The 23404-nt window shown below is 57.3% G+C and carries 11 protein-coding genes; 1 reads left to right on the forward strand and 10 read right to left on the reverse strand.

All coding sequences use genetic code 11. The features are described 5' to 3' along the window. Positions 1 to 35: 35 nt before the first annotated feature. From AC1DXS_RS09365 to AC1DXS_RS09400, 8 genes are all read right to left on the reverse strand, one after another. Positions 36 to 506 carry a hypothetical protein gene (locus AC1DXS_RS09365; protein WP_477737239.1) on the reverse strand — a complete coding sequence of 157 codons (471 nt, stop codon included), beginning with the start codon at positions 504 to 506 and terminating at the stop codon, positions 36 to 38. A 54-nt stretch (positions 507 to 560) separates the two neighbouring features. Then, positions 561 to 4298: an RHS repeat domain-containing protein gene (locus AC1DXS_RS09370; protein WP_477737240.1), complete on the reverse strand. Its 3738-nt coding sequence runs from the start codon at positions 4296 to 4298 to the stop codon at positions 561 to 563. 62 nt (positions 4299 to 4360) lie between these two features. Beyond that, the gene (locus tag AC1DXS_RS09375; RefSeq protein WP_477737241.1) at positions 4361 to 7213 is read right to left on the reverse strand and encodes an FG-GAP-like repeat-containing protein; all 2853 of its coding nucleotides are present in this window, start codon (positions 7211 to 7213) and stop codon (positions 4361 to 4363) included. Positions 7214 to 7291: 78 nt separating this feature from the next. After that, on the reverse strand, positions 7292 to 9964 hold the full coding sequence (locus AC1DXS_RS09380) for an FG-GAP-like repeat-containing protein (RefSeq protein WP_477737242.1): 2673 nt from the start codon (positions 9962 to 9964) through the stop codon (positions 7292 to 7294). Between the two features lie 765 nt (positions 9965 to 10729). Continuing rightward, positions 10730 to 11176, reverse strand: a complete 447-nt coding sequence (locus AC1DXS_RS09385) for a hypothetical protein (protein WP_477737243.1) — start codon at positions 11174 to 11176, stop codon at positions 10730 to 10732. A gap of 5 nt (positions 11177 to 11181) precedes the next feature. Further along, entirely contained in the window at positions 11182 to 15006 is a 3825-nt protein-coding gene (locus tag AC1DXS_RS09390; protein ID WP_477737244.1) for an RHS repeat-associated core domain-containing protein, read from the reverse strand. Between the two features lie 58 nt (positions 15007 to 15064). Further along, positions 15065 to 17929: an FG-GAP-like repeat-containing protein gene (locus AC1DXS_RS09395; protein WP_477737245.1), complete on the reverse strand. Its 2865-nt coding sequence runs from the start codon at positions 17927 to 17929 to the stop codon at positions 15065 to 15067. Between the two features lie 246 nt (positions 17930 to 18175). Beyond that, positions 18176 to 19171, reverse strand: coding sequence for an acyltransferase family protein (locus AC1DXS_RS09400; protein WP_477737246.1), 996 nt, complete (start codon positions 19169 to 19171; stop codon positions 18176 to 18178). 230 nt (positions 19172 to 19401) lie between these two features. On the opposite strand from AC1DXS_RS09400, the gene AC1DXS_RS09405 reads away from it, so the two are divergent. Then, positions 19402 to 20259 (forward strand): hypothetical protein, encoded by an 858-nt coding sequence (locus AC1DXS_RS09405; protein ID WP_477737247.1) that lies wholly within the window; start codon positions 19402 to 19404, stop codon positions 20257 to 20259. 403 nt (positions 20260 to 20662) lie between these two features. On the opposite strand, the gene AC1DXS_RS09410 is transcribed toward AC1DXS_RS09405, so the two are convergent. Continuing rightward, positions 20663 to 21214, reverse strand: coding sequence for a hypothetical protein (locus AC1DXS_RS09410; protein ID WP_477737248.1), 552 nt, complete (start codon positions 21212 to 21214; stop codon positions 20663 to 20665). 19 nt (positions 21215 to 21233) lie between these two features. After that, a partial coding sequence (locus AC1DXS_RS09415) for an RHS repeat-associated core domain-containing protein (protein WP_477737249.1) occupies positions 21234 to 23404 on the reverse strand: 2171 nt, incomplete at its 5' end.

Raw genomic sequence — 23404 nt, forward strand, 5'->3', positions numbered from 1 at the left:
GAAGCTCTTACCCCCCCAACCGGCAGAGATAGTGATCAATTGGTAAGATTTTTCCTAGGAAAAATCGAAATACGAGCACCAAAAGAGAAAGCAATTAGTGCCACAGCAATAGGGGGTAATAAATCGGGGAGTCCCCGATACCATCGAGAAAAAAGAACTTCGAAAGATGGTCCCAGTTGAAGCTCAACAAGAAACGTGATTGCACAAACAATCACCATCTCTACGCTAACTAAGACGACACTGCAATTGAGCCCTATAGCTTCCAAGAAAATCACTACAGGGATTATGAAAACTACAGTACCAAGCAAAGTAGTAGGTACGAGTACCAGCACAGCATCGATCAGGTCAGAATAGCTCAACTGAACCGCAACGATTAACGATGAGGCAACAACCAACGCAACATATCCTCCCAACATACGTCCGTAACCCACGGCCTTAAATGACTTTGGCATCGTTGCATTAACAAGCAGAAGGACAACTCCAGCAGTAATTAGAAGGAGCGTCAAATACGGAATAGACCAGAGGAGACTAGCAGTAGATTTTAGATCCGGCATAAATCCCTAACAGCCAACACTGCGCATTTTCAGTTGACACTGGGCAGTCACTTTGTTTCGAACTCCAATGTCGGTGAAGAGTGTAGGACCTATTATTTGATTGGTCCATCGACGGGCAACGCTCGAGTTAGTGCCATATCCGAACGTGTAAATAGCAGCGTTACCAAGTGAATCAACGCCGACCCATCGCACGACATAGCCATCATGAAACATATGATTTTCAGATGTGCCGTTAACAATCATATTCGCGTTAGGACGATATTGTGTAATTGGATTTGTTCCGCTTAAGGAAAGACTACGCTCCTCCCCGACGGCTGTGCACCCTATCTGTCCAGGAGCAGAGTCACAGCCGATAACAGCTTGGAGAACGCTCACACAGCCGGGATTAGAGTCTTTACAGATAGTTCCGGTACTCTGCACCCCTGATGTGTGAGTTTTAGGGTCGCTTGAATCGTAATCTTCACTACTGCACTTATGTGCCGTGCAATTAAAGAGATACCCAAATGCTCCAGTGACTGCCCCATTTTCGAACTTTCCACCCCCCAACACTGAGCCGATTCCACCGGCAATCGCCGCTTGCGTCACACGCATTGGAAAACTTCCACTTATAAATGGCGTTGCAAATTTCGCAAAACCCGCAGCCAACGCGCCCGACTGGCAACTGCCGCCGCTGGCAACGCTGGACGCACAACCTACAAAGGCATGGGCAGCAATACCCGGCACAGTGCTAAACCCCTGATCTCCAACAGCATTGAACGCCATTGCCGTCCCGTAACTAATTGCCGCAGCCTTCAGTCCCTGCGACAAAGATCCTGTCTCATAGGTAGTACGTGCACCTGCATAGGCCGCTGCGGCTCCCGGGCCGGCATATACGCCAATAACAACTGTCACCACGGCCTGCACAACAGGGCTGTGCCAAGCGTCACGCCAGGCACCTGCGAGGGCGCTGCCCAAATTGAAGTAACCGCTAGGATCCGTGAACGCCAGAGGATTGTTCTTCACATAGGCGTATCGGTTATAGCTCTGCAGGTCATCCGGACTCTGAATGAATGGATCGGCACTCATGAACCGCCCGACCAGCGGATCATAGATGCGGCCATTCATGTGAATCACTCCCATCTCGTCGAGGTGTTCGTGTTCGGTGTAACCACGGTCGGTGTTCCAGCCCACGATGGAGTCCACGACGTCCGGCGTGCCGTTCACAAATCTCCGCTTGCCCCAGGCATCAAAGGCCATGCGCTCGACGACCGTTCCGGTCTCATCACTGATCCCCACGATGCTGCCCAGGTGGTCTTTGTGGAAGTAGCTGGTGGTGGTGGCCGGTGTTGAGCCGAGGGTGCCTGTCCGGCTCACAAACAACGCAAATACCACACCGCCCGCGCTCACGTAATGCTTGTTCTCGGTGATGCCCGTGCCCTTGATCTCTTTCTCATAGCTCAGACCCAAGCTATCCTCGCCATTGAGGTACCAGGTCGTACCCGGATTCGGCCCGCCCACCACCGTCTGCTTGATGCGTTGGTGCTCGGGGCCGTAGACGAAGGCCAGGTTGCGGTCCACCGGGCCTGCCGTGCTGCCCGACATATTGCCGAAGGTGATCGTCGCCGGCATGTTGAAGCTGGTATAGGTCTCGCCGCGGTAGGTGTGGCGGTTGTTGACCGCATCCAGGCTCACCGTGTATTCGAGGTTGCCGTTGCCCAGGGCCGTGCCGTTGACCGTTTGGGCACCCGGCTTGTAATCGTCAAAGGCATAGGTCAGCTGGCGCGTGCCGGTGAATGCGATCTGCGCGCCGGGGGCCGTCTCCAACGTAATGTTGGTCATGCGGTTGGGACGCGCGCCGTCGTACCAATAACGGCCCACATCGCTCTTGTAGGTGATGTTGCCGCGCGCGTCGTACATGACCTCGGTGGTCGTCGGTGGGCTCACCGCGCCGCCCAGCAAGGTGTTCAGGGTCAGGCGGTTCAGGCTGTCGTAGCTGAAACTTTCCTGGGTGCCGACGCCGGGCGAATTGTCGGCGCGGGTGGTCAGGTTGCCCAGCGAGTCATAGGTGTAACTCTGATTGAGCACATTGCCGGTGGCCTGCCCCGCTTTCGTTGCGGTCTGGCCGGTGAGCCGGCCGTTGGCCTCGTTATAGGCCTTGACGGTGGTGACTTGGTTGCCTTGCTTGTACTGGGTGATATGGCCCTGGGCGTCCATGGCCAGCACTTCGTAGCTCACGGTCTGGGTAAAGCCGCCGGTGCCTCCGCCATTGACCTGTTTAAGGTAGCCCGTAGCGCTGTAGACGTAGCTGGCCTGGTAGCCGGTTGGCCAGGTCTTGCTGGCCATGCGGCCTGTGACGGCGTCGTAGGCGATGCTGACGACGGCCGGAGTGGCCGGGTTGTCGAGCACGGTGGAGGTGCTGCTCGGGCGGCCCAGGCTGTCGTAGGTATGCACGCGCTTGTAGCCGTTGTCGGCTTTGGCTTCGCAGAGCTTGCCAACACCCTTGCCGCAGGCAGTGCCGTCGAACTTGGTGTCGTAGCTCCACTGGCTGACCAGGTCGGGCTCGGTGCGCTGGGTCATGCGACCTAGGGAGTCATACGAGATAGTGACGCTCTGGCCCAGGCTGTCGCGCTGCCAGACAAGCTCGCCAAAGACGTTATAGCGGTACTCCCAGGCGCCCATGGCCGGGTCGGCCATGCTGGTCTTTTGGCCGCGCTGGTTGTAAGCCATCGTGGTGATGGAGCCGGCCGCATTCGTCTGGGTGAGCTGACCCAAGGCGTCGTAGGTATACACCACAGTGTTGCCCTGGGTGTCAGTGACCTGGGCGATCTGGCCCTGCGCGTTCTTGGTGGTGGTCTTGGTTTGGCCCTTGCTGTTAGTGGCGATCATGGTCAGACCGCTGTAGCTCTGGGTGGTGACAGCGATGCCGCCAGGGGCGTCGGGGTCTGGCGACTCTTCGCGGGTGACGCGGCCCAGCACGTCGTAAGTAAAGCTGGTCCAGTAGGCCGTGCCGCCTGTGAGTTTGTAGAGGTTGGACTTGCGGGAAACGCGGCCCTGGGCGTCGTATTCGGTGTCCTGCACCAAGGTGGGTGCGGCGCCTGCGCCGTCAAAGCCTGTTGTCTGGCTGCGCACGACGCGGTTCAGGGTGTCGTAGTAGCTGCGTTTGTCGGGGGCGCTGGCAACAGCATTGGCCGCGTAGCTTTGCTCGATGGCAACCCAGGTGATGGTGGCCCCGGCGATGGGGCCGGGGCAGCTGATGCCGGCGTCGGTGCAGAGTTTGTAGGCCCAGGTGGTGTAGGTGCCGTCGGAGCGGGTTTCTTTGCTCTTTCGGCCAAAGCCGTCGTACTCCCATTGGGTCGCCAGGCTGTTGGGGCCCGTCAGGCTCGAGGGAGCGCCGAAGCGGGCGTCGTAGGCCTTGGTTTCGCTTTGGCCCAGGACGTTGCTGGTGCTTAAAGCAAAGCGCCCGTCGGTGCCATAGCTGCTGGTGGCGGTTCGGGGTGTCGTGGCGCTGACGATCGCGTAACCGGTAGCGCCTGCGCAGGCCGAGGTGGTGACGCCGATCTTGTTGCCGAAGTTGTCGTAGCTATAGCTGGTCTGCAGGCAGTCATTGGGGCTGTCGGGTTCGACCACTTCTTTGCTGAGCAGGCCAGTAGCGTCGTATTCAAAGCTGCTGGTACGCACTTTGGTGTCCGCCCAGGCGGCCTGCCCCCAGCCGAGGACGGCCAGCAATGTGATGGCTGCAAAGCTTTTGTGGATGTGGTGTTTCATATTCCCTGCCCTCTTGATTACTTGTGCTTCTTGCTGCTTGCTTGTGCTTTATGGACTGCTGCTTACGGCGCCACGCTGGTGACGCTGGCTTTCTTGAGCCGGCCCAGGATCCAATTGCCGCTGCCGGTATTGGCCGGCCAGTATTCGTTGACCGTGGTCTTGCCGGCGCCCGCACTGTTGCTGACCGTGATCTGCGTGGGGTCGCCGTATTGCGGGCTCTGGCCGTATTGGTAGGCATTGGTGACTGTGGGGTAAGCAGCGCCGCCGAGGTCCCAGCTTTCTTCAATACTCTGGTTGGGGTAAACAAAGGTCGTGCCGGTGGCCGAGCCAGTTCCCTGGGCGTAGCTATTGGTCGTGCGTTTCAAGACGCCTGCATTGCCGGAGCCGGCCAGACGCGTCTCGCTCTTGAGCACACTTCCGGTGAAGGGCCAGTTTTGGTTGAACTCGGTGTAGCTTTCGATGTTGTTGGCCAGGTTCTTGGATTTCATCCACCTGAAGCCGAGCATGCCCCGGCCTGTGCCGAGTTCGGCTTTCAAGCCGCCGTAGTTGTATTGCGTGGTGACCGTGCCGCCGACGCCGTTGCTGCTCGCGACCGTGCTGACCACGTACTGCGCGTACTGCAGGTCCAGCTTGGGATAGGCCGCGGCGTTGGGGGCGGCGTCTTTGGTGTAGACCGTTGGGTTGCCGACCAGGGAGTTCAGGGCAACGGTGATTACCTGGCCGTTTTTGGTGACGGTTTCAAGGCGGTCGTTGGTGTTGGGCAAGGAGGTGGTGCAGTAATAGCCGTCGATGGCGCGCCCGCAAATATCCGTCACGCCATCGCCGTTAATGTCCGCGTAGCGCATGGTGCTGTAGTACTCAGGGGAACCCCATCCGTTGTTATTGCCATAGCTGGCCGACCACTGCGTCAGCCCGCCAAAATTGTTGTTGCCGGTGTTCAGGCCGCAATAAAGACCGTCGTACAGGCGGGCGCAAAGATCAGGCAGGCCGTCGCCATTGATATCGACATAACGAATGGTGGAGTAGTACTGGGGAATATTGAAGCCACCGGCATCGGACAGGCTGGTCGACCACGCCGTCATGCCGCTGAAACCGGTGCCGTTGCCGGTGTTGATGGCGCAGCCAATACCATCCCCGCTGCGGACACACATGTCCGCCAGCCCGTCACCGTTCAAGTCCGGGAACTGGATGGTGCTGTAGTACTGCGGCACATTGAAGCCGTTAACGTCACTGACGACGGTCGACCACAGCGTGGCAGTCCCAAACCCGGCGCCGGTACCCAGGTTGAGCGCGCAGAACAAGCCGTCACCGCCGCGGCCGCAGACATCCGGCAAGCCGTCGCCATTCAAGTCCATGTACTGGATGGTGCTGTAGTACTGTTCGACGCCCCAGCCATTGTTGTCCCCATATTGCGTGGACCAACGCGTGACCGCGCCAAAGCCGGCTCCATTGCCGAGGTTCAAGGCGCAGTACAGCCCATCCCCTCCCCGGCCGCAAATATCTGCCAGGCCGTCGCCATTGAGGTCCAGGTACTGGATGGTGCTGTAGAACTGCACAGGGCTCCAGCCGTTGTCGTCGCCATAACGCGTGGACCAGCGGGTCAAAGGGGAAAAGCTGGTGCCGTTGTTGAGGCCGCAATAAATGCCGTCGATCAGCCTGGCGCAAATGTCCGGCAAGCCGTCCCCGTTCACGTCGGGATAACGAATGGTGTTGTAGTACTGCGGCTGGTCAAAACCGCCGGGGTCCCCAAAACTCGTTGACCAGCGGGTCAAGGCGCCGAACCCGGCGCCGTTCCCGAGATTGAGCCCGCAATACATGCCGTCATAGTTGCGGGAGCATACGTCCGCGAGGCCATCGTTGTTGACATCCACCAAGACCAGGTTGTTGTAGTACTGCGGCAAGTTGAAGGCGTCCGCATCGCTGTAACGCGAGTGCCATTTGGCCAGCGGCTGAAGCGAGGTGTTGGTGACAGCCTTGTACCCAAATACGCTTTGGGGCAGGCAGGTGCCGCCGGGCGCGCATTCCGCAACGGTCAGCAGCCTGGAACGGCTCGTGGCGGGACTGGGGCTGTAGGCCAGCGAATAGGTCTTTGTGAGGGTGCTGCCGTTGAACAGCTGGATGCTGCTGATGCGCCTGTCCTGCTGGATAAGGCTGCCGCCCTGGTAGACCTTGGTCTTGTCGGTCCTGGCGGTGTCGTATTGGATGCTGACGGACAGGCTGTTGGGCAAGCCCGCCGCCGTGTTGCCGCCATAGCCGATGTTGAGCGGTGCATACACGCTGCTGTCGGCACTCTTGTAATAGCCGAAGGTCATGACGTTGGCCTTGACGTCGCTGATCTTGTTGACGGCCCAGACCCTGACAGTCGCCTTGCCCTGCGCTTCAATGCGCGAGTCGGCCGTGTTGCCGTACTCCATGGTCAAGCCGGCCTTGGTTTGCACCGTGAAAGAGGCTACGCCATTGCCGGCCGTGCCCGAGGCAACGATCCGGCTGAAGCTGTCCAGCTCGGTTCGGTACTCGCTGCCGGCGACGCCATAAGTGCCGCTGACCAGGATCAGCCGCTGGCCATCCATGCAATAGCGGTCGTTCATGTCGAAGTTGACGCCGCCCCTGAAGTTGTCAATCGCCATGGTGCGTGGGCAACGGCCAATGCTGCTGAGCCCGGCCAGGCTCCAGCCCATACCGAGCAAACCATTGCCGCCCTGGCTGTTATAGGCCAGCTCGAGTTTGGGTTCCATGCCGGCGACGCCGGGCGGAACCTGGATGGGAATGCGGTAGGTGGCGGCGCCGGACTCGTTGACCGAGAACTGGCCGGGCGTGACGCCAGCAACCGTGGTCTGGGCCTGGGCCAGGCCAAGCCCGGTGCCCAGCAACCACAGAGCCGCGCAGCGCAATATCTTGCTGTGTCTAGCGTACATTTCCCACCCTCCTTTTTTTGGTTTTGCTTTTTTAGCTTGACAGCTTTTTTACTTGCCGTCGAATGTATCCGATCAAGACTACGGCGTCACGCTCGTTACAGTGGCTTTTTTGAGCCGGCCCAATATCCAGTTGCCGCTGCCAATATTGGCCGGCCAGTATTCGTTGGCAGTGGTCTTGCCGGCACCGGCGCTGTTAGTCACGCTGATCTGGGTGGGGTCGCCGTACTGCGGGCTCTGGCCGTACTGGTAGGTGTTGGTCACCGTGGGGTAAACACTTCCGCCCAAGTCCCAGCTTTCTTCCACGCTCTGGCTGGGGTAGACAAAGGTAGTACCCGCGGTCGAGCCAGTTCCCTGGGCGTAGGTATTGGTCGTGCGTTTGAGGACACCGGCATTGCCCGAACCGGCCAGGCGCGTTTCGCTCTTGGCGACGCTGCCCGTAAACGGCCAGTTCTGGTTGAACTCGGTGTAGCTTTCAATGTTATTGGCCAGGCTCTTGGATTTCATCCATCTGAAGCCCAGCATGCCCCGGCCTGTGCCCTGCTCTGCCTTCAGGCCGCCGTAGTTGTATTGCGTGGTCGTTGTGCCGCCGATCCCGTTGCTGCTCGCGACCGTGCTCACCACGTACTGCGGGTACTGTAAATCTATCTTGGGGTACACAGATCCCGTACCCTTGGTATGCACGGATGCACTGGTCAGCGGCTTGTTCTCGATCGTCATATTGACGATCGCTCCGTCAGAGACGCTGCTTAGCAAATCCGGCCGGCCACCAACGCCCGCCGCAAAGTAGCTGCCTCCTGACCCAATCAGATAAAGATCGAGCACCCCATCCCCGTTGTAGTCTCCCGGGTAAAAACCATAATTGTTTCTCCAGTCTCCATTCACCGTGATCACGCAGTTGTTGGCCGACGCAATCCCTGGGCCTGGGCAAAATGCACTGGCACTGGCCCCAATCAGATACAGATCGGTGACACCATCTCCGTTGTAATCACCAGGGTAAACATCGAACTGGCTTTTCCAATCTCCGTTCACCGTGACAACGCAGTTGTTGGCCGACGCAATTCCGGGGCCCGCGCAAAACACACTGGTGGTGGCACCAACCATATACAGGTCCGTGACACCATCCCCGTTGTAGTCGCCGGGGTAGACTTTGAAGTGGTTTCTCCAGTCTCCGAGAACGGTTGTCACGCAATTGTTGGCCGAAGCAATTCCAGGGCCCGGGCAAAAATAACTGCCCCCAGACCCTACGAGATACACGTCGAGTATTCCGTCTCCGTTGTAATCTCCCGGATAAAAACCATACTGGCTCCGCCAATCTCCATTGACCGTTACCACGCAGTTATTCGCCGTCGCAATACCAGGGCCTGCGCAAAACACGCTGACATCAGTCCCCACCAGGTAAAGATCGGTTATGCCATCTCCGTTGTAGTCGCCTGGATAAATGCTGTACCGGCTTCTCCAGTCGCCGTTCACCGTTACCCCACAGTTATTGGCCGATGCAATTCCGGGGCCTGCGCAAAACACGCTGACATCGGTCCCCACCAGGTAAAGATCGGTTATGCCATCTCCGTTGTAGTCACCGGGATAGGCATCGAACTGGCTTCTCCAATCTCCATTAACAGTGACAACGCAATTGTTGGCCGAGGCAGTTCCGGGGCCTGCGCAAAATGCGCTGACGTCGTATCCGATCAGATAAAGGTCAGTGATGCCATCGCCGTTGTAATCACCGGGGTAGGCATTGAACTGGCTTCTCCAGTCCCCGCTGACCGTCAAAACCGCATTGTTCGCCTGGGTAATGCCCCGGGCTACGTCGCGCCAACCGAATTTCTTGGCGGGAAAACAGTTTTCATTTCCGTCGCAAACATCAAATGACGTCACCCTGGAACGCGAAGTGATTTGACTGGCCTCGTAGTTCGCACGGTACCGTGCAATCAAAGTCGTCCCAACAAAGGTACGAACATTCAGCAACCGTTTTTGCGATGTGACCAGGCTCCCTCCGACATAGCCGCTGACAACATCAGGACGCGCTTCGGTCGCGAATTGCACTGAATTGGCGGGTGCTATTCCGGCATTGGTATTGCCCGCATAGTCAATCCGGCTCGGATAAAAATCGCCGTTGGCGTTGTCTTCCGTATAGCTGAACGTCATGTAGTTGGTCTTGACGTCGCTGATCTTGTTGATGGCCCAGACCCGCACCGTGGGTTTTCCCTGTGCCTCAATGCGCGAATCGGCCGTGTTGCCGTACTCCATGGTCAGGCCAGCCTTGGTCTGCACTGTGAAGGAGGCCACGCCATTGCCTGCGGTTCCCGTTGCAGTGATGCGGCTGAAGCTGTCGAGCTCCGTACGGTACTCGCTGCCGGCAACGCCATAGGTGCCGCTCACCAGAATCAGCCGTTGGCCGTCCATGCAGTAGCGGTCATTCATGTCGAGTTTGACGACACCCCTGACTCCATCCTGGGCTATGGTCCGCGGGCAGCGGCCGATGGCGCTCAAACCGCTGAGGCTCCAGCCCATGCCCAGCAAACCATTGCCCCCCTGGCTGTTGTAGCTGAGCTCGAGTTTGGGTTCCATGCCCGCCACGCCAGGCGGAACCTGGATGGGGATTCGGTACGTCGCGGCACCAGACTCGTTGACCGAGAACTGGCCGGGCGTGGTGCCTGCGACTGTAGTCGTCTGGGCCTGGGCCAGGCTGAGTCCGGCACCCAGCAGCCATAGAGCCGCGCAGCGCAATACCTTGCTGTGTTTAGCGTGCATCCCATCCCTCATTTCGATTCTTGTTTCCAGCTTTTCAGCTGCAGGCCTTTTGCCTAGCATTTGACTGTATCAAAACCAGACCACGCGGTCACGCTGGTCATGGTCGTTTTTTTGAACCGGCCCAGTATCCAGTTTCCGCTTGCGAAATGGTGGACCGTTGACAAAAGACGAACCGGGCGTCACGCGACATCGAGAGCTGGACCGTCATCACCCTGCAACAGATTACCCAGTTCAATGCGCAGAGAGTGTCGTCGCGGATCTCCGGCAAGCCAGCGCAGAGCAAGCCGTTCAGTTGCTACAGCAGGATATCAACAAGGTGTTTGCTTCAGCCGAAAACTTCAAGGAAACAAGTGTCCGCCGGCGTGGGCTGACTCTGGATGAAGCGCCGGCATGCTGCGCCTGGAGTTTGAACTGGACGCCATGCCCACCGCGTCCATCGTGACCGCCGCGCTCAATGGCGGTTATGAAAACCGGCCCTGGCAGCTGGAGAGTGTGGAGTGTGACGGGAGCCGCGGGTGGCGGCCAGATGAGGTTTGCGTCAGCGCAGGCGGTTCGGGGCTTGTGGGTTGTGCAGCTCAACAAGCTTTAGGATGCCTGTAAGACGAGCCGCTTGCTATGGAATCCATGGCTGCTTGCGCGGCCCCCATTGGGTCAGAGGTTATGTGGGTTGCATGTAAAGAACCGAAACCGTTTGAGCTAGTCTGCACGCATCAGGCTGCAGTCCAAAATAGAGAACAAATTTAAATCCGATCTCGATCCCACTGATCAGCGCTTGCTAAAACGTTCGTACATTTCCAGTGTATTAGCCGCCTCTTTATCGCCTTGTGCTGCAGCTTGCGTCAACAACTCAATTCCTTCTTTTTCACGATTTAAATCCAGAGGCTTACCGTTACGTCTTAGAGTCATGCATTCGTTAATGATCTTGACGCCTAAAGCAAATTGAATTCGTTTGTCCCGAGTAGCCAATAACTCTCTTAATATTTCCTCTTGGCGTTTGGTTTGTGAGGCCGCTTCAAAAAGATACGCATCATAAAGTTTCAGACCTGCCTCAACATCACCAGATTTAATCTTTCGCCAGTACTGATCCTCATCGACAAGAACTTGTAATGCCCCATCCACTGTAGGTCGCTGACTTTTGCTTATGAACCAGATGACTGATGCAGCAACGGTCAAGCTAAATACAAGTACAAGGATTTGAATCAGTTTGCTCACAAGATTTACCTTGGACTAATGGTTTTCCAACTACCTGCAGTGGTCGGATAATCGAACCCCATACGAATGGCAGTGCTCCGCGCAACACCACTGGAACCAAACCAATCGAGCGTGCGTCCAGCGACACTGGGTGTTTCCCCGACCTTAAACCACACATATTTGTCGGCAACGGTGACCGGGGAGTTGAGGCCGTTCGCCACCTGCTGTACATAGCTTTCTGCTGAAGCCAAATTACAACCCCATATTTTCACCTCCATCCCAGGCTTCCATCTTGTATCTTCTTTGATGGAGAGAATGAGTTCGTCGGCAGTAATTGGCGACCAGGTCCCATTCGTTCCCAAACGATGTAGGCCAGATGCGTTTCCGTGCCCGAAAACGTCATAACGATTTGGATTCTCACCAAAGCCCAGGAAAACGTCAGACGCTTGCCTCATCGGGGCATCCTTGCCCAGGCTATTAAAAGTATTTAAATGGTTGTAGAGGTACGCATAAGCAGCAGTTATAGCCCCATTCTGAAATTTACCTCCTGCAATTACAGAACCTACACCACCGCTCACAATCGCAGAAACTCCTCTTGCAACATCGCCGCCAAAGTTCAAATTATTGGATGCAAACTTGCCGAACAGCGCACTGGCAGCCCCGCTGTCACAGCCACCGCCACTGGCGGCGGAGCTAACGCAACCCGCCGCAGCGTGAGCCGCGTAACGCTGAAACGAATTGGCACCTTCTACACCTGGCCCACCGGCAAATCCAGCGGCGCTAAACAAAGCACCGCCTAAGGCGCCTTGAAATGCTCCATTAATTGTTCCCGAAGTAATCGCACCTGCAACAAAACCCGAAATGGCGCCGGAAACTATTGAGGTTGAGAGCGCACCCAAGGCCGTCGAGTACGCCGCACCGTAAGCCGCTGCAGCCGAAGCACCGGTTAGTCCTGCTGCTGCTGCGGTACCAGCAGCATTCGCGATCAGCCCATTAAGAAATTGGGGCGCATACATTCCGACTACTACGACCACCGCGATCTTAAAGATGCTCTTGAAGCTCCAATACCCTGTAGGATCCGTATAGGCCAGCGGATTGTTCATCACATAGGCATAACGGTTATAGCTCTGCGCAAACGCCGGGTCCTGGATAAACGGATCCGCGCTCATGAACCGCCCGATGAGCGGGTCATAGATCCGCCCATTCATGTGAATCACCCCCATCTCATCGAGGTGCTCATGCATGGTGTAGCCGCGGTCGGTGTTGTAGCCGACGATGGAATCGAGCACGTCCGGCGTGCCATTGACGAATCTGCGCTTGCCCCAGGCATCAAAGGCCATGCGCTCAACCACGGCACCCATCTCATCGCTGATCGCCACGATGCTGCCCAGGTGATCGCCATGGAAGTAGCTCGTCGTCGTGGCCGGGGTTGCCCCTAGTGTGCCCGTGCGGCTCACAAACAGCGCAAACACCACCCCACCCGCACTGACATAGTGCTTGTTCTCGGTGATGCCCGTGCCCTTGATCTCTTTCTCGTAGGACAGGCCCAGGCTGTCTTCACCATTGAGGTACCAGGTCGTGCCTGGGTTCGGGCCACCCGTGACCGTCTGCTTGATGCGCTGGTGCTCGGGGCCGTAGACGAAAGCCAGGTTGCGGTCCACCGGCCCGGCCGTGCTGCCCGACATATTGCCGAAGGCGATCGCCGCCGGCATGTTAAAGCTCGTATAGGTCTCGCCGCGATACGTATGGCGACTGTTGACCGCGTCCAGGCTCACCGTGTATTCGAGGTTGCCGTTGCCTAATGTTGTGCCATTGACGGTTTGCGCGCCGGTCTTGTAATCGTCAAACGCATAGGTCAGCTGGCGCGTGCCGGTGTAGGCGATCTGCGCACCGGGGGCCGTCTCCAGCGTGATGTTGGTCAGCCGGTTAGGGCGGGCGCCGTCATACCAGTAGCGGCCGACGTCGCTCTTGTAGGTGATATTGCCTCTGGCGTCGTACATGACCTCGGTGGTCGTCGGTGGGCTGACTGCACCGCCCAGCAAGGTGTTGAGCGTCAGCCGGTTCAGGTTGTCGTAGCTGAAGCTTTCCTGGGTGCCGACACCGGGCGAGTTGTCTGCCCGGGTGGTGAGGTTGCCCAGGCTGTCATAGGTATAGCTCTGGTTGAGCACATTGCCGGTGGCCTGCCCCGCTTTGGTGGCGGTCTGGCCGGTGAGTTTGCCGGTGGCCTCGTTGTAAGCCTTGACGGTGGTGACCTGGTTGCCCTGTTTGTACTGGGTGATGTGGCCCTGGGCATCCATGGCCAGCACCTCGTAACTCACGGTCTGGGTAAAGCCGCCGGTGCCGCCGCCATTGACCTGCTTCAGGTAACCGGTGGCGCTGTACACATAGCTGGCCTGATAGCCGGTGGGCCAGGCCTTGCTGGCCATGCGGCCGGTATTGGTGTCGTAGGCGATGCTGACCACCGCCGGTGCAGCAGGGTTGTCCAGCACGGTAGAGGTGCTGCTGGGCCGGCCCAGGGTGTCATAGGTGTGCACACGCTTGTAGCCGTTGTCGGCCTTGGCTTCACAAAGCTTGCCAACGCCCTTGCCGCAGGCGGTGCCGTCGAACTTGGTGTCGTAGCTCCACTGACTCACGAGGTCGGGCTCGGTGCGCTGGGTCATGCGGCCCAGGCTGTCATACACCATGGTGACGGCTTGGCCCAGGCTGTCACGTTGCCAGACAAGTTCGCCAAAGACGTTGTAGCGGTACTCCCAGGCGCCCATGGCGGGGTCGGCCATGCTGGTCTTCTGGCCACGCTGGTTGTAGGCCATCGTCGTGATGGAACCGGCCGCATTGGTTTGCAGCACCTGACCCAGAGCGTCGTAGGTGTAAGTGAGGGTATTGCCCTGGGTGTCAGTAACCTGGGCGACCTGGCCCTGGGCATTCTTGGTGCTGGTCTTGGTCTGGCCTTTGCTGTTGGTGGTGACCGTGGTCAAGCCGCTATAACTGATAGTGGTGACGGCAATGCCGCCTGTGGCATCGGGGTCGGGGGACTCTTCTTTGGTGACACGGCCTAATGCGTCATAGGTGTAGGTTGCCCAGTAGGCGGTACCGCCGGTGAGTTTGTAGAGGTTGGATTTGCGGGAGACTCGGCCCAGCGCGTCATATTCGGTGTCCTGCACCAGGGCGGGGGCGGCGCCTGCACCGTCAAAACCTGCCGTCTGGCTGCGCACGACGCGGTTCAGGGTGTCGTAGTAGGAACGCTTCTCGGGAGCGCTCACAACCGCATTGGCCGCGTAGCTTTGTTCGATGGCGACCCAGACGATGGTGGCGCCGGCAATCGGGCCGGGGCAGCTGATGCCGGCGTCAGTGCAGAGTTTGTAGGCCCAGGTCGTATAGGTGCCGTCGGAACGGGTCTCTTTGCTCTTTCGGCCAAAGCCGTCGTATTCCCACTGGGTGGCCAGGCTGTTGGGGCCGGTCAAGCTCGAGGGAGCGCCAAAACGAGCGTCGTAAGCCTTGGTTTCGCTTTGGCCCAGGACGTTGCTGGTGCTTAAGGGAAAGCGGCCATCGGTGCCGAAGTTGCTGGTGGCGGTGCGCGGCGTTGTCGCGCTGGAGATGGCGTAACCTGTTGCACCGGCACAGGCCGACGTGGTGACACCGGTCTTGTTGCCGAAGGTGTCGTAGCTGTAGCTAGTCTGCAAGCAGTCATTGGGGCTGTCGGGTTCGACCACTTCCTTGCTGAGCAGGCCAGTGGCGTCGTACTCAAAACTGCTGGCGCGCACCTTGGTGTCGGCCCAGGCGGCCGAACTCCAGCCGAGTACGGCCAGCAGGATAACGGCTGCAAAGCGCTTCTTGTAAATGTGATGGTTCATGATCCCTACCCTCTGCTTCTTATTACTATTGCTTTGAGTTGCTTGCTTCAGTGGCCGCTTACGGTGCGGTGCTGGTGACGGTGGCCTTCTTCAGCCGGCCCAGAATCCAGTTGCCGCTGCCAACATTGGCCGGCCAGTATTCGTTGACGGTCGTCTTGCCTGCGCCTGCGCTGTTGCTGACGCTGATCTGCGTGGGGTCGCCGTACTGCGGGGTCTGACCGTACTGGTAGGTGTTGGTCACCGTGGGGTAAACACTTCCGCCCAGGTCCCAGCTTTCTTCGACGCTCTGACTAGGGTAGACAAAGGTCGTGCCTGTGGCTGAGCCGGTTCCCTGGGCATAGGTATTGGTGGTGCGTTTGAGCACGCCAGCGTTGCCGGAGCCGGCCAGGCGAGTTTCGCTCTTGGCGACGCTTCCCGTGAACGGCCAGTTCTGGTTGAACTCGGTGTAGCTTTCGATGTTGTTCGAAAGATTCTTGGACTTCATCCAGCGGAAACCCAGCAGGCCCCGGCCTGTGCCCTGCTCTGCCTTCAGGCCACCGTAGTTGTATTGCGTGGTGACTGTGCCACCGATTCCGTTGCTGCTCGCGACTGTGCTCACCACGTACTGCGGAAATATCAGGTCGATTTTGGGAAACACCGCTGCTGTAGTCGCAGAGTCCTTGGTGTACACCGCGGCTTTTGTGAGCGKCAGGTAGGCAATGGTGGTTTTCTTGCCGGTCTGATCAATGGCTAACAGCTGGTCGTATATCGATGTCTGGTTGTTTGTCCAAAAATAAGCGTACACACCATCCGGCCCGGTATAAGTCGCGGTGATATCGGGGATGCCATCGGCGTTGACATCCACGAATTCGCTTTTGTAGTTCCCCACCGTTCCCCAATTGCCATAGCTATTGAGCGCAGAAGTCCAGCCCAAAAAGGTGCCATCGCCTTTGCCCATCCATGTGTAGGCAAACACGCCGGAAGGACCAAGGGTCACGGCAGTCAGGTCGGCAATGCCATCACCGTTCACGTCGGCAATCTGGCTCTGGTAATTGCCGATTGCACCCCAATTTCCGCTAACTGTGGCGGCACTCACCACCGGTAGAAAGGTTCCATCCCCTTTTCCTATCCATGTATAGGCATATACCCCGTCAGGCCCGATCTGCACCGCCGTCAAGTCAGGAACACCATCGCCATTAACGTCCACAAACTGGCTTCGATAATTACCGATGCTGCCCCAGTTCCCAGAAATCGTTATCACACTGTTCATCGCCAGAAATGTGCCATCCCCCTTGCCCAGCCATGTGTATGCGTACACACCACTGGGCCCGATCTGCACCGCGGTCAAGTCCGGGATTCCATCACCGTCAATGTCAACGATCTGTTTTTGGTAACTTCCCACTGCACCCCAGTTCCCAGACACTACGACGGAGCTCGTCATTGGCAAAAACGTGCCATCACCCTTGCCGAGCCAGGTGTTGCCATACACGCCATCGGGGCCAATATAGACGGCTGTCAGATCGGCAATGCCGTCGCCGTTGATATCCACAACTTCTGACTTGTAGTTCCCTATCGCGCCCCAATTACCCGCGACGGAAGCAGCGGTCACCCGTGGGAAAAATGTACCGTCTCCCTTGCCTAGCCATGTGTAAGCCCATACGCCAACGGGGCCAACCTGAACGGCAGTGATGTCGGGAATGCCGTCCCCATTGACGTCGACAATCTGCGTCTGGTAGCTGCCAGTCGCTCCCCAGTTGTCGGTATTGGAAATGACGCTCACCATAGAGCCGAGCGTTCCGTCACCTTGTCCCAGCCATGTATAAGCCCAAGCCCCATCGGTACCGATATGGATTGCGATCAAATCGGTAATACCATCTCCATTAAGGTCTGCACGATACTTCTGGTAGTTCCCAACTGCGCCCCAGCTTCCCGGCACGATCACGCCGGTCTGCTGGCCTGAAAAGGTTCCAGGTGTCGCGGACGAGTCCGCCCAAGTGAGCCGTATAGGGTCCAGGCAGCCAGAGGCCGCGGAGCACTCCTTCACGGAGTCAATATGCGACTTGTGGGTTGCGGCTCCGTAGACGTACTCTATGGAATAAGTCTTGACCAGGCTGGCGTTCGCATAGGTCTTGATGGCGCTCATCCGGCGGTCCAGTTGGACCTGGCTTCCCTGTATGTAGCCTTGGCTCTTGTCAAGCCTTGCCGTGTCGTACTCGAAAGACACTGAGAATTTCGCTGGTGCAGCGGCGAGGGTGTTGCCGCCATAGCTGATACCGGTCAGCGCGTGGACGCTGCTGTCCGCGCTCTCGTAGTAGCTGAACGTCATGAAATTGGTCTTGACGTCCGATATCTTGTTGATCGCCCAGAGTCGCACACTGGTCTTGCCCTGCGCTTCGACTCGCGAATCGGCGGTGTTGCCGTATTCCATGGTCAGGCCGGCTTTGGTCTGCACCGTGAAGGACGCCACTCCGTTGCCGGCCGTTCCAGAAGCAATGATCCGGCTGAAACTGTCCTGCTCCGTGCGGTATTCGCTGCCGGCGGCGCCATACGTGCCGGAGACCAGGACCAATCGCTGCCCGTCCATGCAGTAACGGTCGTTCATATCGAACTTGACGCCGCCCCTTGCGCCGTCTTGCGCCATGGTTCTGGGGCACCGGGTAATGGCGCTGAGCCCGCCCAAACTCCAGCCCACACCGAGCAGACTATTGCCGCCCTGGCTGTTGTAAGCCAATTCGAGTTTGGGCTCCATCCCGGCGACGCCGGGCGGAACCTGGATGGGGATCCGGTAATTGGCCGAGCCGCCCTCTGACACACTGAATTGATTGGGCGTAAAGCCCGCGACTGTGCTTGTCTGGGCATTGGCAACGCATGCAGATAACAAAAATGCCATTTGCAGTGTGGCAGGCATAAGCATGCGTGCAAACGTGTTGTTCGCAGTTTTCAAGTGGGTTCCCTCCGCCGCGCGATATCGCGGACATTTTTTGTTTTGACGCTGGATTATGCCCAGTCGCCTGCGCTCAGCAAAGTGAGTTTGACCGCCTGCGGCCAATTAACCAGAAAATTCATCGCCAGGGAGTCAAATTGAAGAAAACGGCTCGCCGACAATAGATCGCAAGCTCGGCGCCTCCTTCATTTAGAGGAGGGCAAAATTTAAATGGGCCGAAACTGAAAGCGAGACTCAGCCGAAGATTCAAACTTTCGCCGCTTTCGCGATGGTGACGGACTTGATCCACTCACGAACCGCTCTGTGATGGCGTTCAAATGCGAAGTACATCGCGATCGCTACAAGGTTGGCAACCACAAAAACAGTGGCCACTTTGGCCCAACCGTTCAACCCATGCAAGGCTTCCAGAACCGTGAGGTGCGTCAGGTACAAGGTAAACGAATAGCTCGCCAGGCCGGCACTGGCACGGTGCACCCACTCGGGCAAAGTCCAGTCTTCCACGGCCTTGAAGCCGCTGAACAGGGCAGCAGCCATCAGCAGGCCGAGGCGCAGGTCATAGAACTGACTCAGCCCGGGCGTCTGGCCGGTCGCGAGGCGATACCTTTGCAGGCAAAGCACGGAAAAGAACACCGCCAGGAAAAACCACCAGACCTTGGGTAGCCGCGGCAGCATCACGGCCGCGATAGCACCTGCACCCCAGAAAATCGCCAGTACGCCCCCAACAGCCTGCAAGGAGGTGTCATAAACCCCAATGACAATAAAAGGTAGAGACCAAATCGGTAACTTGCGCATAAAGAACAGTGCACCGAAACCCATGTAAAACCACCACTCCATTCCAACGCTCCACAAGGGCCGGCCGGTTCCCAAACGGTCAAACGGTTCACGGCCAATCGCATGAAGCGGATAGTCCTGCAGCATAAAAAGGTTGGCGAAAAAAGTGCCGGGATCCATGGGCCCACCCAGACCCAGGACGAGGCCCACCAAAAGGATGAAACACAGGCAGGGTAAATAGGCCGTGAATATCCGGGAAAACCTGTCGATAAAGTACTCAGTGAAACTGTCCTTCTTCATCGCCGTGGTGGTGATGAGGAACCCCGACAGAAAAAAGAACAACACCACCCCCAAGTCCTGAATGGTGACCTTGAGTTCATGCCCGGACACGCTGGTGACATGCCCGACCAAGACCAACTGCGCCGCCAAACCACGGATAAGATCGAGAAAGGTGACTTGTGATTTGGTCATGGATTGCCGGATTTTTGACGAAGCCACACTTTACTATGCGGAGCACGAGGCATTTGCCTCGAAAAGTGTTGGTTGAAGTTCAACCTTTAGCAGGGGGCTTTTGATGGTCTGTGCGAGGGGCCAGCCCTGTCCATAACAACCAGACCGGTGCGAAACTTCATAGAACTGCGTGACGGGAATGCGCCTAGCCGTCTCTGGTAAAGTTTGCACCTCACACCCCCGGCTCTTCCATGAAAACAACCGTCTCCATCCCCTTTTCTGTTTATGTTCGCAATAACCTGTATTGGAATTTCCGCACCAAGCTGAAGATGCTGCTGGGTGTAGCGTCCTCCCCGAAGCGGGCGATAGAGAACTCAGAGCGGTTGAAACAGAACGGTCCGCTGACAGCGGCGCAGCTCAAGGAGCAATCGGATGCGCAAGTGAAAAAGGTCGGAAAATCTGCTGTGGCCCGGGCAAAACAGGCCATTACCGAGGCGTCCTTGTCGGCGCCCCAGGTTGAATTGCCAATGCAGAACAAGGGTGCCATCCTGCTGGAACGCGCTCTGAGGCAGAACCCCGACGTTAAACACGTGGCCAATATCGGTGCCCGGGTTGACCTGGTTTCGGCTTTCCTGGCACCGAAGTTTCCCCAGGTTCAATTTACCTCGGTTGACCTTCAACTGAATGTCGCTGAACACAATGCCGCACTTCCCCAGGCCCCCAACTGGGACTTTATGGGAGGCTACGCCCTGCACCTGATGGACGAAGGCAAGCTGAAGGCCGATCTGGTGTTCATGACGTCTACCAGCGTACTGTTCAACAACATGGAGCTGGAAGCTTATCTTGCAGCCTTCGCAAAACAGGTAAAAGTAGTTGTGCTGAACGAACCGTGGTGGCCCAACCTGCTGTCAACCGGCTTGACGGTCCTGCGGCCGGAAGATATTCCCGTTGACAACCCCGTCTGCTCCGGAGCGCACGGGAACTATCACCACAACTACCTGGCCAAGCTTGAGAAATACGGGTATGAAATTGTTTCTTCCGAGATCCTGCCGGCGGCTGAGATGGGCTCCTTCTGCCTTCAGGTGGTCGCGCGGCGCAAACAGCCATAGCTGGAGGGAGGGCTGGGGGCTGGGGGCTGGGGGTGGAAGCGCTCAAATGGGCGTTGCTTCAGCGTAGGTTGTACGAGGCCTGTGGATTGTGCAGACCAGCAGGCTTTAAAGGTGCCGATTAGAGATCACTCGCTCATTCCAGCCGGTTGGTGAAATTGGTAGACGCGGGACTCAAAATCACCCGCTGTAAGGTGTGCCAGTTCGATTCCGGCCCCGGGCACCATGACTTTTCAGTCATAGGATTGATTTCAGGTTCGCAAAGTTTCAAGCCTCCTTTTGCCAGGGAGGGCTGACTAGAATGCGAAAAAAGCAAGCCTAGCGCCCCCCTCGAGCTCAAATCGCCCTTGAGTTGAGGTGCAGGCGTCTGGCATCAGGCAGGTAGCACAACCCGTCAAGGGTTCCGTCATTCCACGCCGAAGCGCCTGTCAGCCAGCTCTGGCGCCGTGAGTTGCAATTGAATATCACGAAACCGCCGTACTTGTTCCGCATTACGTCCCTCATCGTTTTGCAGGGGGATCCAAACTTGCTTATGGCAGACCAAAAAAACCTCCGAGGCAATTAATTTCAGCACTGGGTTCTTAGCTATGTAAATTGGCTCGGCATATGCATAAGTTTTGACCTTTGCAAAATATTGATTTTTGCGCAGAAAAAAGTAGTCCGTTTGCGCTTTTCCCATCTCACCAAAATCTGTTTTGCGCAAGAAAACCACYTTTCCATCGCGACTTTTGACTAGCCAACTTCCACCCTCCACGGAGGCTTTTGTACTTGCCACGAGCGCCTCCGCAGGTCCAGCGGGCTCTTTCACGCTCAGAATCTGAGCCATCTCTCTTTCACTACAGTTAACACCGCCCCCAGGAGACGCTGTCGCAAAGGCAGCGGAGAACAAGAGTAGAAAAAATGTGATGACTTCCAGTTTGAATAGAAGTATCAGGTGCTTGAAAAAAATCAAACCCATTTAATTTTCTCCTTCCAACTTATCGCGTTCGCACTTTTCTTTCAAAGTGTGGCTGGTCTTTAAATGACTTCCAATTTCCACCCCATTCAAAATCGTATCTCCTCAGGACGGAAGCGACCGCACTGTAATTAATTGTCCAACTAACGCCGGTTGCAGTTCGCCCAACCACATCAAAGGCAAGACCATAGTTGTGATTGCTTTGTCCACCCGGAACCATAGTTACTTTGGCCCCTGGTTTTGTACGGCCTAAAGCATATAGATCGTCCTGCTCTTCCCAGGTACGCAGGCCCTGAGCAACTCTCAGCTTTATCCCCGTCTCTGCATCCACCGAATTAATACCCGAAACAACATCAAGCTTCATACTCGGGTCGAAATTCCAAGGATCAAGTTTCCAAATGCGCGCATTCGTGATCGGATCCTCTGTGGCATATCCCGCCGAATAATACCGTTCATCAGAAGATCCCGTTGTGTGCTGCAACTCGTTAAACAGATATCCAAAAGCCCCGGTAACAGCTCCGTTTTCAAATTTTCCACCGCCCAGTACCGCTCCAGTACCACCGATGATGGCGCGAGCCACAACATTTGCAGCAACGCTGCCAAATTTAATGTTCCCACCGACACCTTCCGAAAAACCTGCAGCCAACGCACCGGAACCGCAATTTCCTCCCGCCGCAGCGCTGGAAATGCATCCCGCTACAGCGTGACCCAGTGTTTTGGACAATGAGCCCGCAGCACCAGGCACCAGTTCACCAACCCCGTAAAACAAAGCGCCGGAGAACGCGCCGTTGACAGCACCTTTGAGACCCCCACCACTGATAGCGCCTGACAGTGCACCGGCAAATGCAGCATTTGCCAGCCCTGAAGAAAACAAGGCACCGCCCCCGACAAAGCTATTCCCCGCGATAGTGGCCGGCCCAAAGTAGACGGCAACAGCAATTGCCGCGACTGTCCTAATAAAACTCCTCAAGCTGAAGTACCCGCTCGGATCGATATTGGCCAGCGGATTGTTCATCACGTAGGCATAGCGGTTGTAACTCTGCGCAAACGCCGGATCATTGATGAAAGGATCGGCGCTCATAAACCTGCCAACCAGCGGGTCATAGATGCGCCCATTCATGTGAATCACCCCCATCTCATCGAGGTGCTCATGCATGGTGTAGCCACGGTCGGTGTTGTAGCCGACGATGGAATCCAGCACGTCCGGCGTGCCATTGACGAACCTACGCTTGCCCCAGGCATCGAACGCCATGCGCTCAACGACAGCGCCCGTCTCGTCGCTGATCGCCACGATGCTGCCTAGATGATCGCCATGGAAGTAACTCGTCGTGGTAGCCGGGGTTGCACCCAGGGTGCCCGTCCTGCTCACAAACAGCGCAAACACCACGCCGCCCGCGCTCACATAGTGCTTGTTCTCGGTGATGCCGGTTGCCTTGATCTCTTTCTCATAGCTCAGACCCAGGCTGTCTTCGCCATTGAGGTACCAGGTCGTGCCCGGATTGGGGCCACCAACCACGGTCTGCTTGATCCGCTGGTGCTCAGGGCCATAGACGAAGGCCAGGTTGCGGTCCACCGGCCCTGCCGTGCTGCCCGACATATTGCCGAAGGTAATCGTCGCCGGCATGTTAAAGCTGGTGTAGGTCTCGCCGCGGTAGGTATGGCGGCTGTTGACTGCGTCCAGGCTGACGGTGTATTCGAGGTTGCCGTTGCCCAATGTCGTGCCGTTGACGGTTTGCGCGCCTGTCTTGTAGTCGTCAAACGCATAGGTCAGCTGGCGCGTGCCGGTAAAGGCGATCTGCGCACCCGGTGCCGTCTCCAACGTGATATTGGTCAGGCGGTTCGGGCGTGCACCGTCATACCAGTAGCGGCCCACATCGCTCTTGTAGGTGATATTGCCTCGCGCGTCGTACATGACCTCTGTCGTGGTCGGAGGGCTGACGGCCCCGCCCAGCAGGGTGTTCAGGGTCAAGCGGTTCAGGCTGTCGTAGCTGAAGCTTTCCTGCGTACCAACACCGGGCGAGTTGTCAGCCCGGGTCGTCAGGTTGCCCAGGGAGTCATAGGTGTAGCTCTGGTTGAGTACATTGCCCGTGGCCTGCCCCGCTTTGGTGGCGGTCTGGCCGGTGAGCTTGCCGGTGGCCTCGTTGTAGGCCTTGACGGTGGTGACCTGGTTGCCCTGTTTGTACTGGGTGATGT

The sequence above is a fragment of the Polaromonas sp. P3_B1 genome (genome assembly GCF_056402935.1).

What these genes read in the sequence shown, in the direction of transcription:
- AC1DXS_RS09370 (WP_477737240.1), bottom strand. Translation starts at nt 4,298, where the DNA reads ATGAAACACCACATCCACAAAAGCTTTGCAGCCATCACATTGCTGGCC.
- AC1DXS_RS09375 (WP_477737241.1), bottom strand. Translation starts at nt 7,213, where the DNA reads ATGTACGCTAGACACAGCAAGATATTGCGCTGCGCGGCTCTGTGGTTG.
- AC1DXS_RS09380 (WP_477737242.1), bottom strand. Translation starts at nt 9,964, where the DNA reads ATGCACGCTAAACACAGCAAGGTATTGCGCTGCGCGGCTCTATGGCTG.
- AC1DXS_RS09390 (WP_477737244.1), bottom strand. Translation starts at nt 15,006, where the DNA reads ATGAACCATCACATTTACAAGAAGCGCTTTGCAGCCGTTATCCTGCTG.
- AC1DXS_RS09400 (WP_477737246.1), bottom strand. Translation starts at nt 19,171, where the DNA reads ATGACCAAATCACAAGTCACCTTTCTCGATCTTATCCGTGGTTTGGCG.
- AC1DXS_RS09405 (WP_477737247.1), top strand. Translation starts at nt 19,402, where the DNA reads ATGAAAACAACCGTCTCCATCCCCTTTTCTGTTTATGTTCGCAATAAC.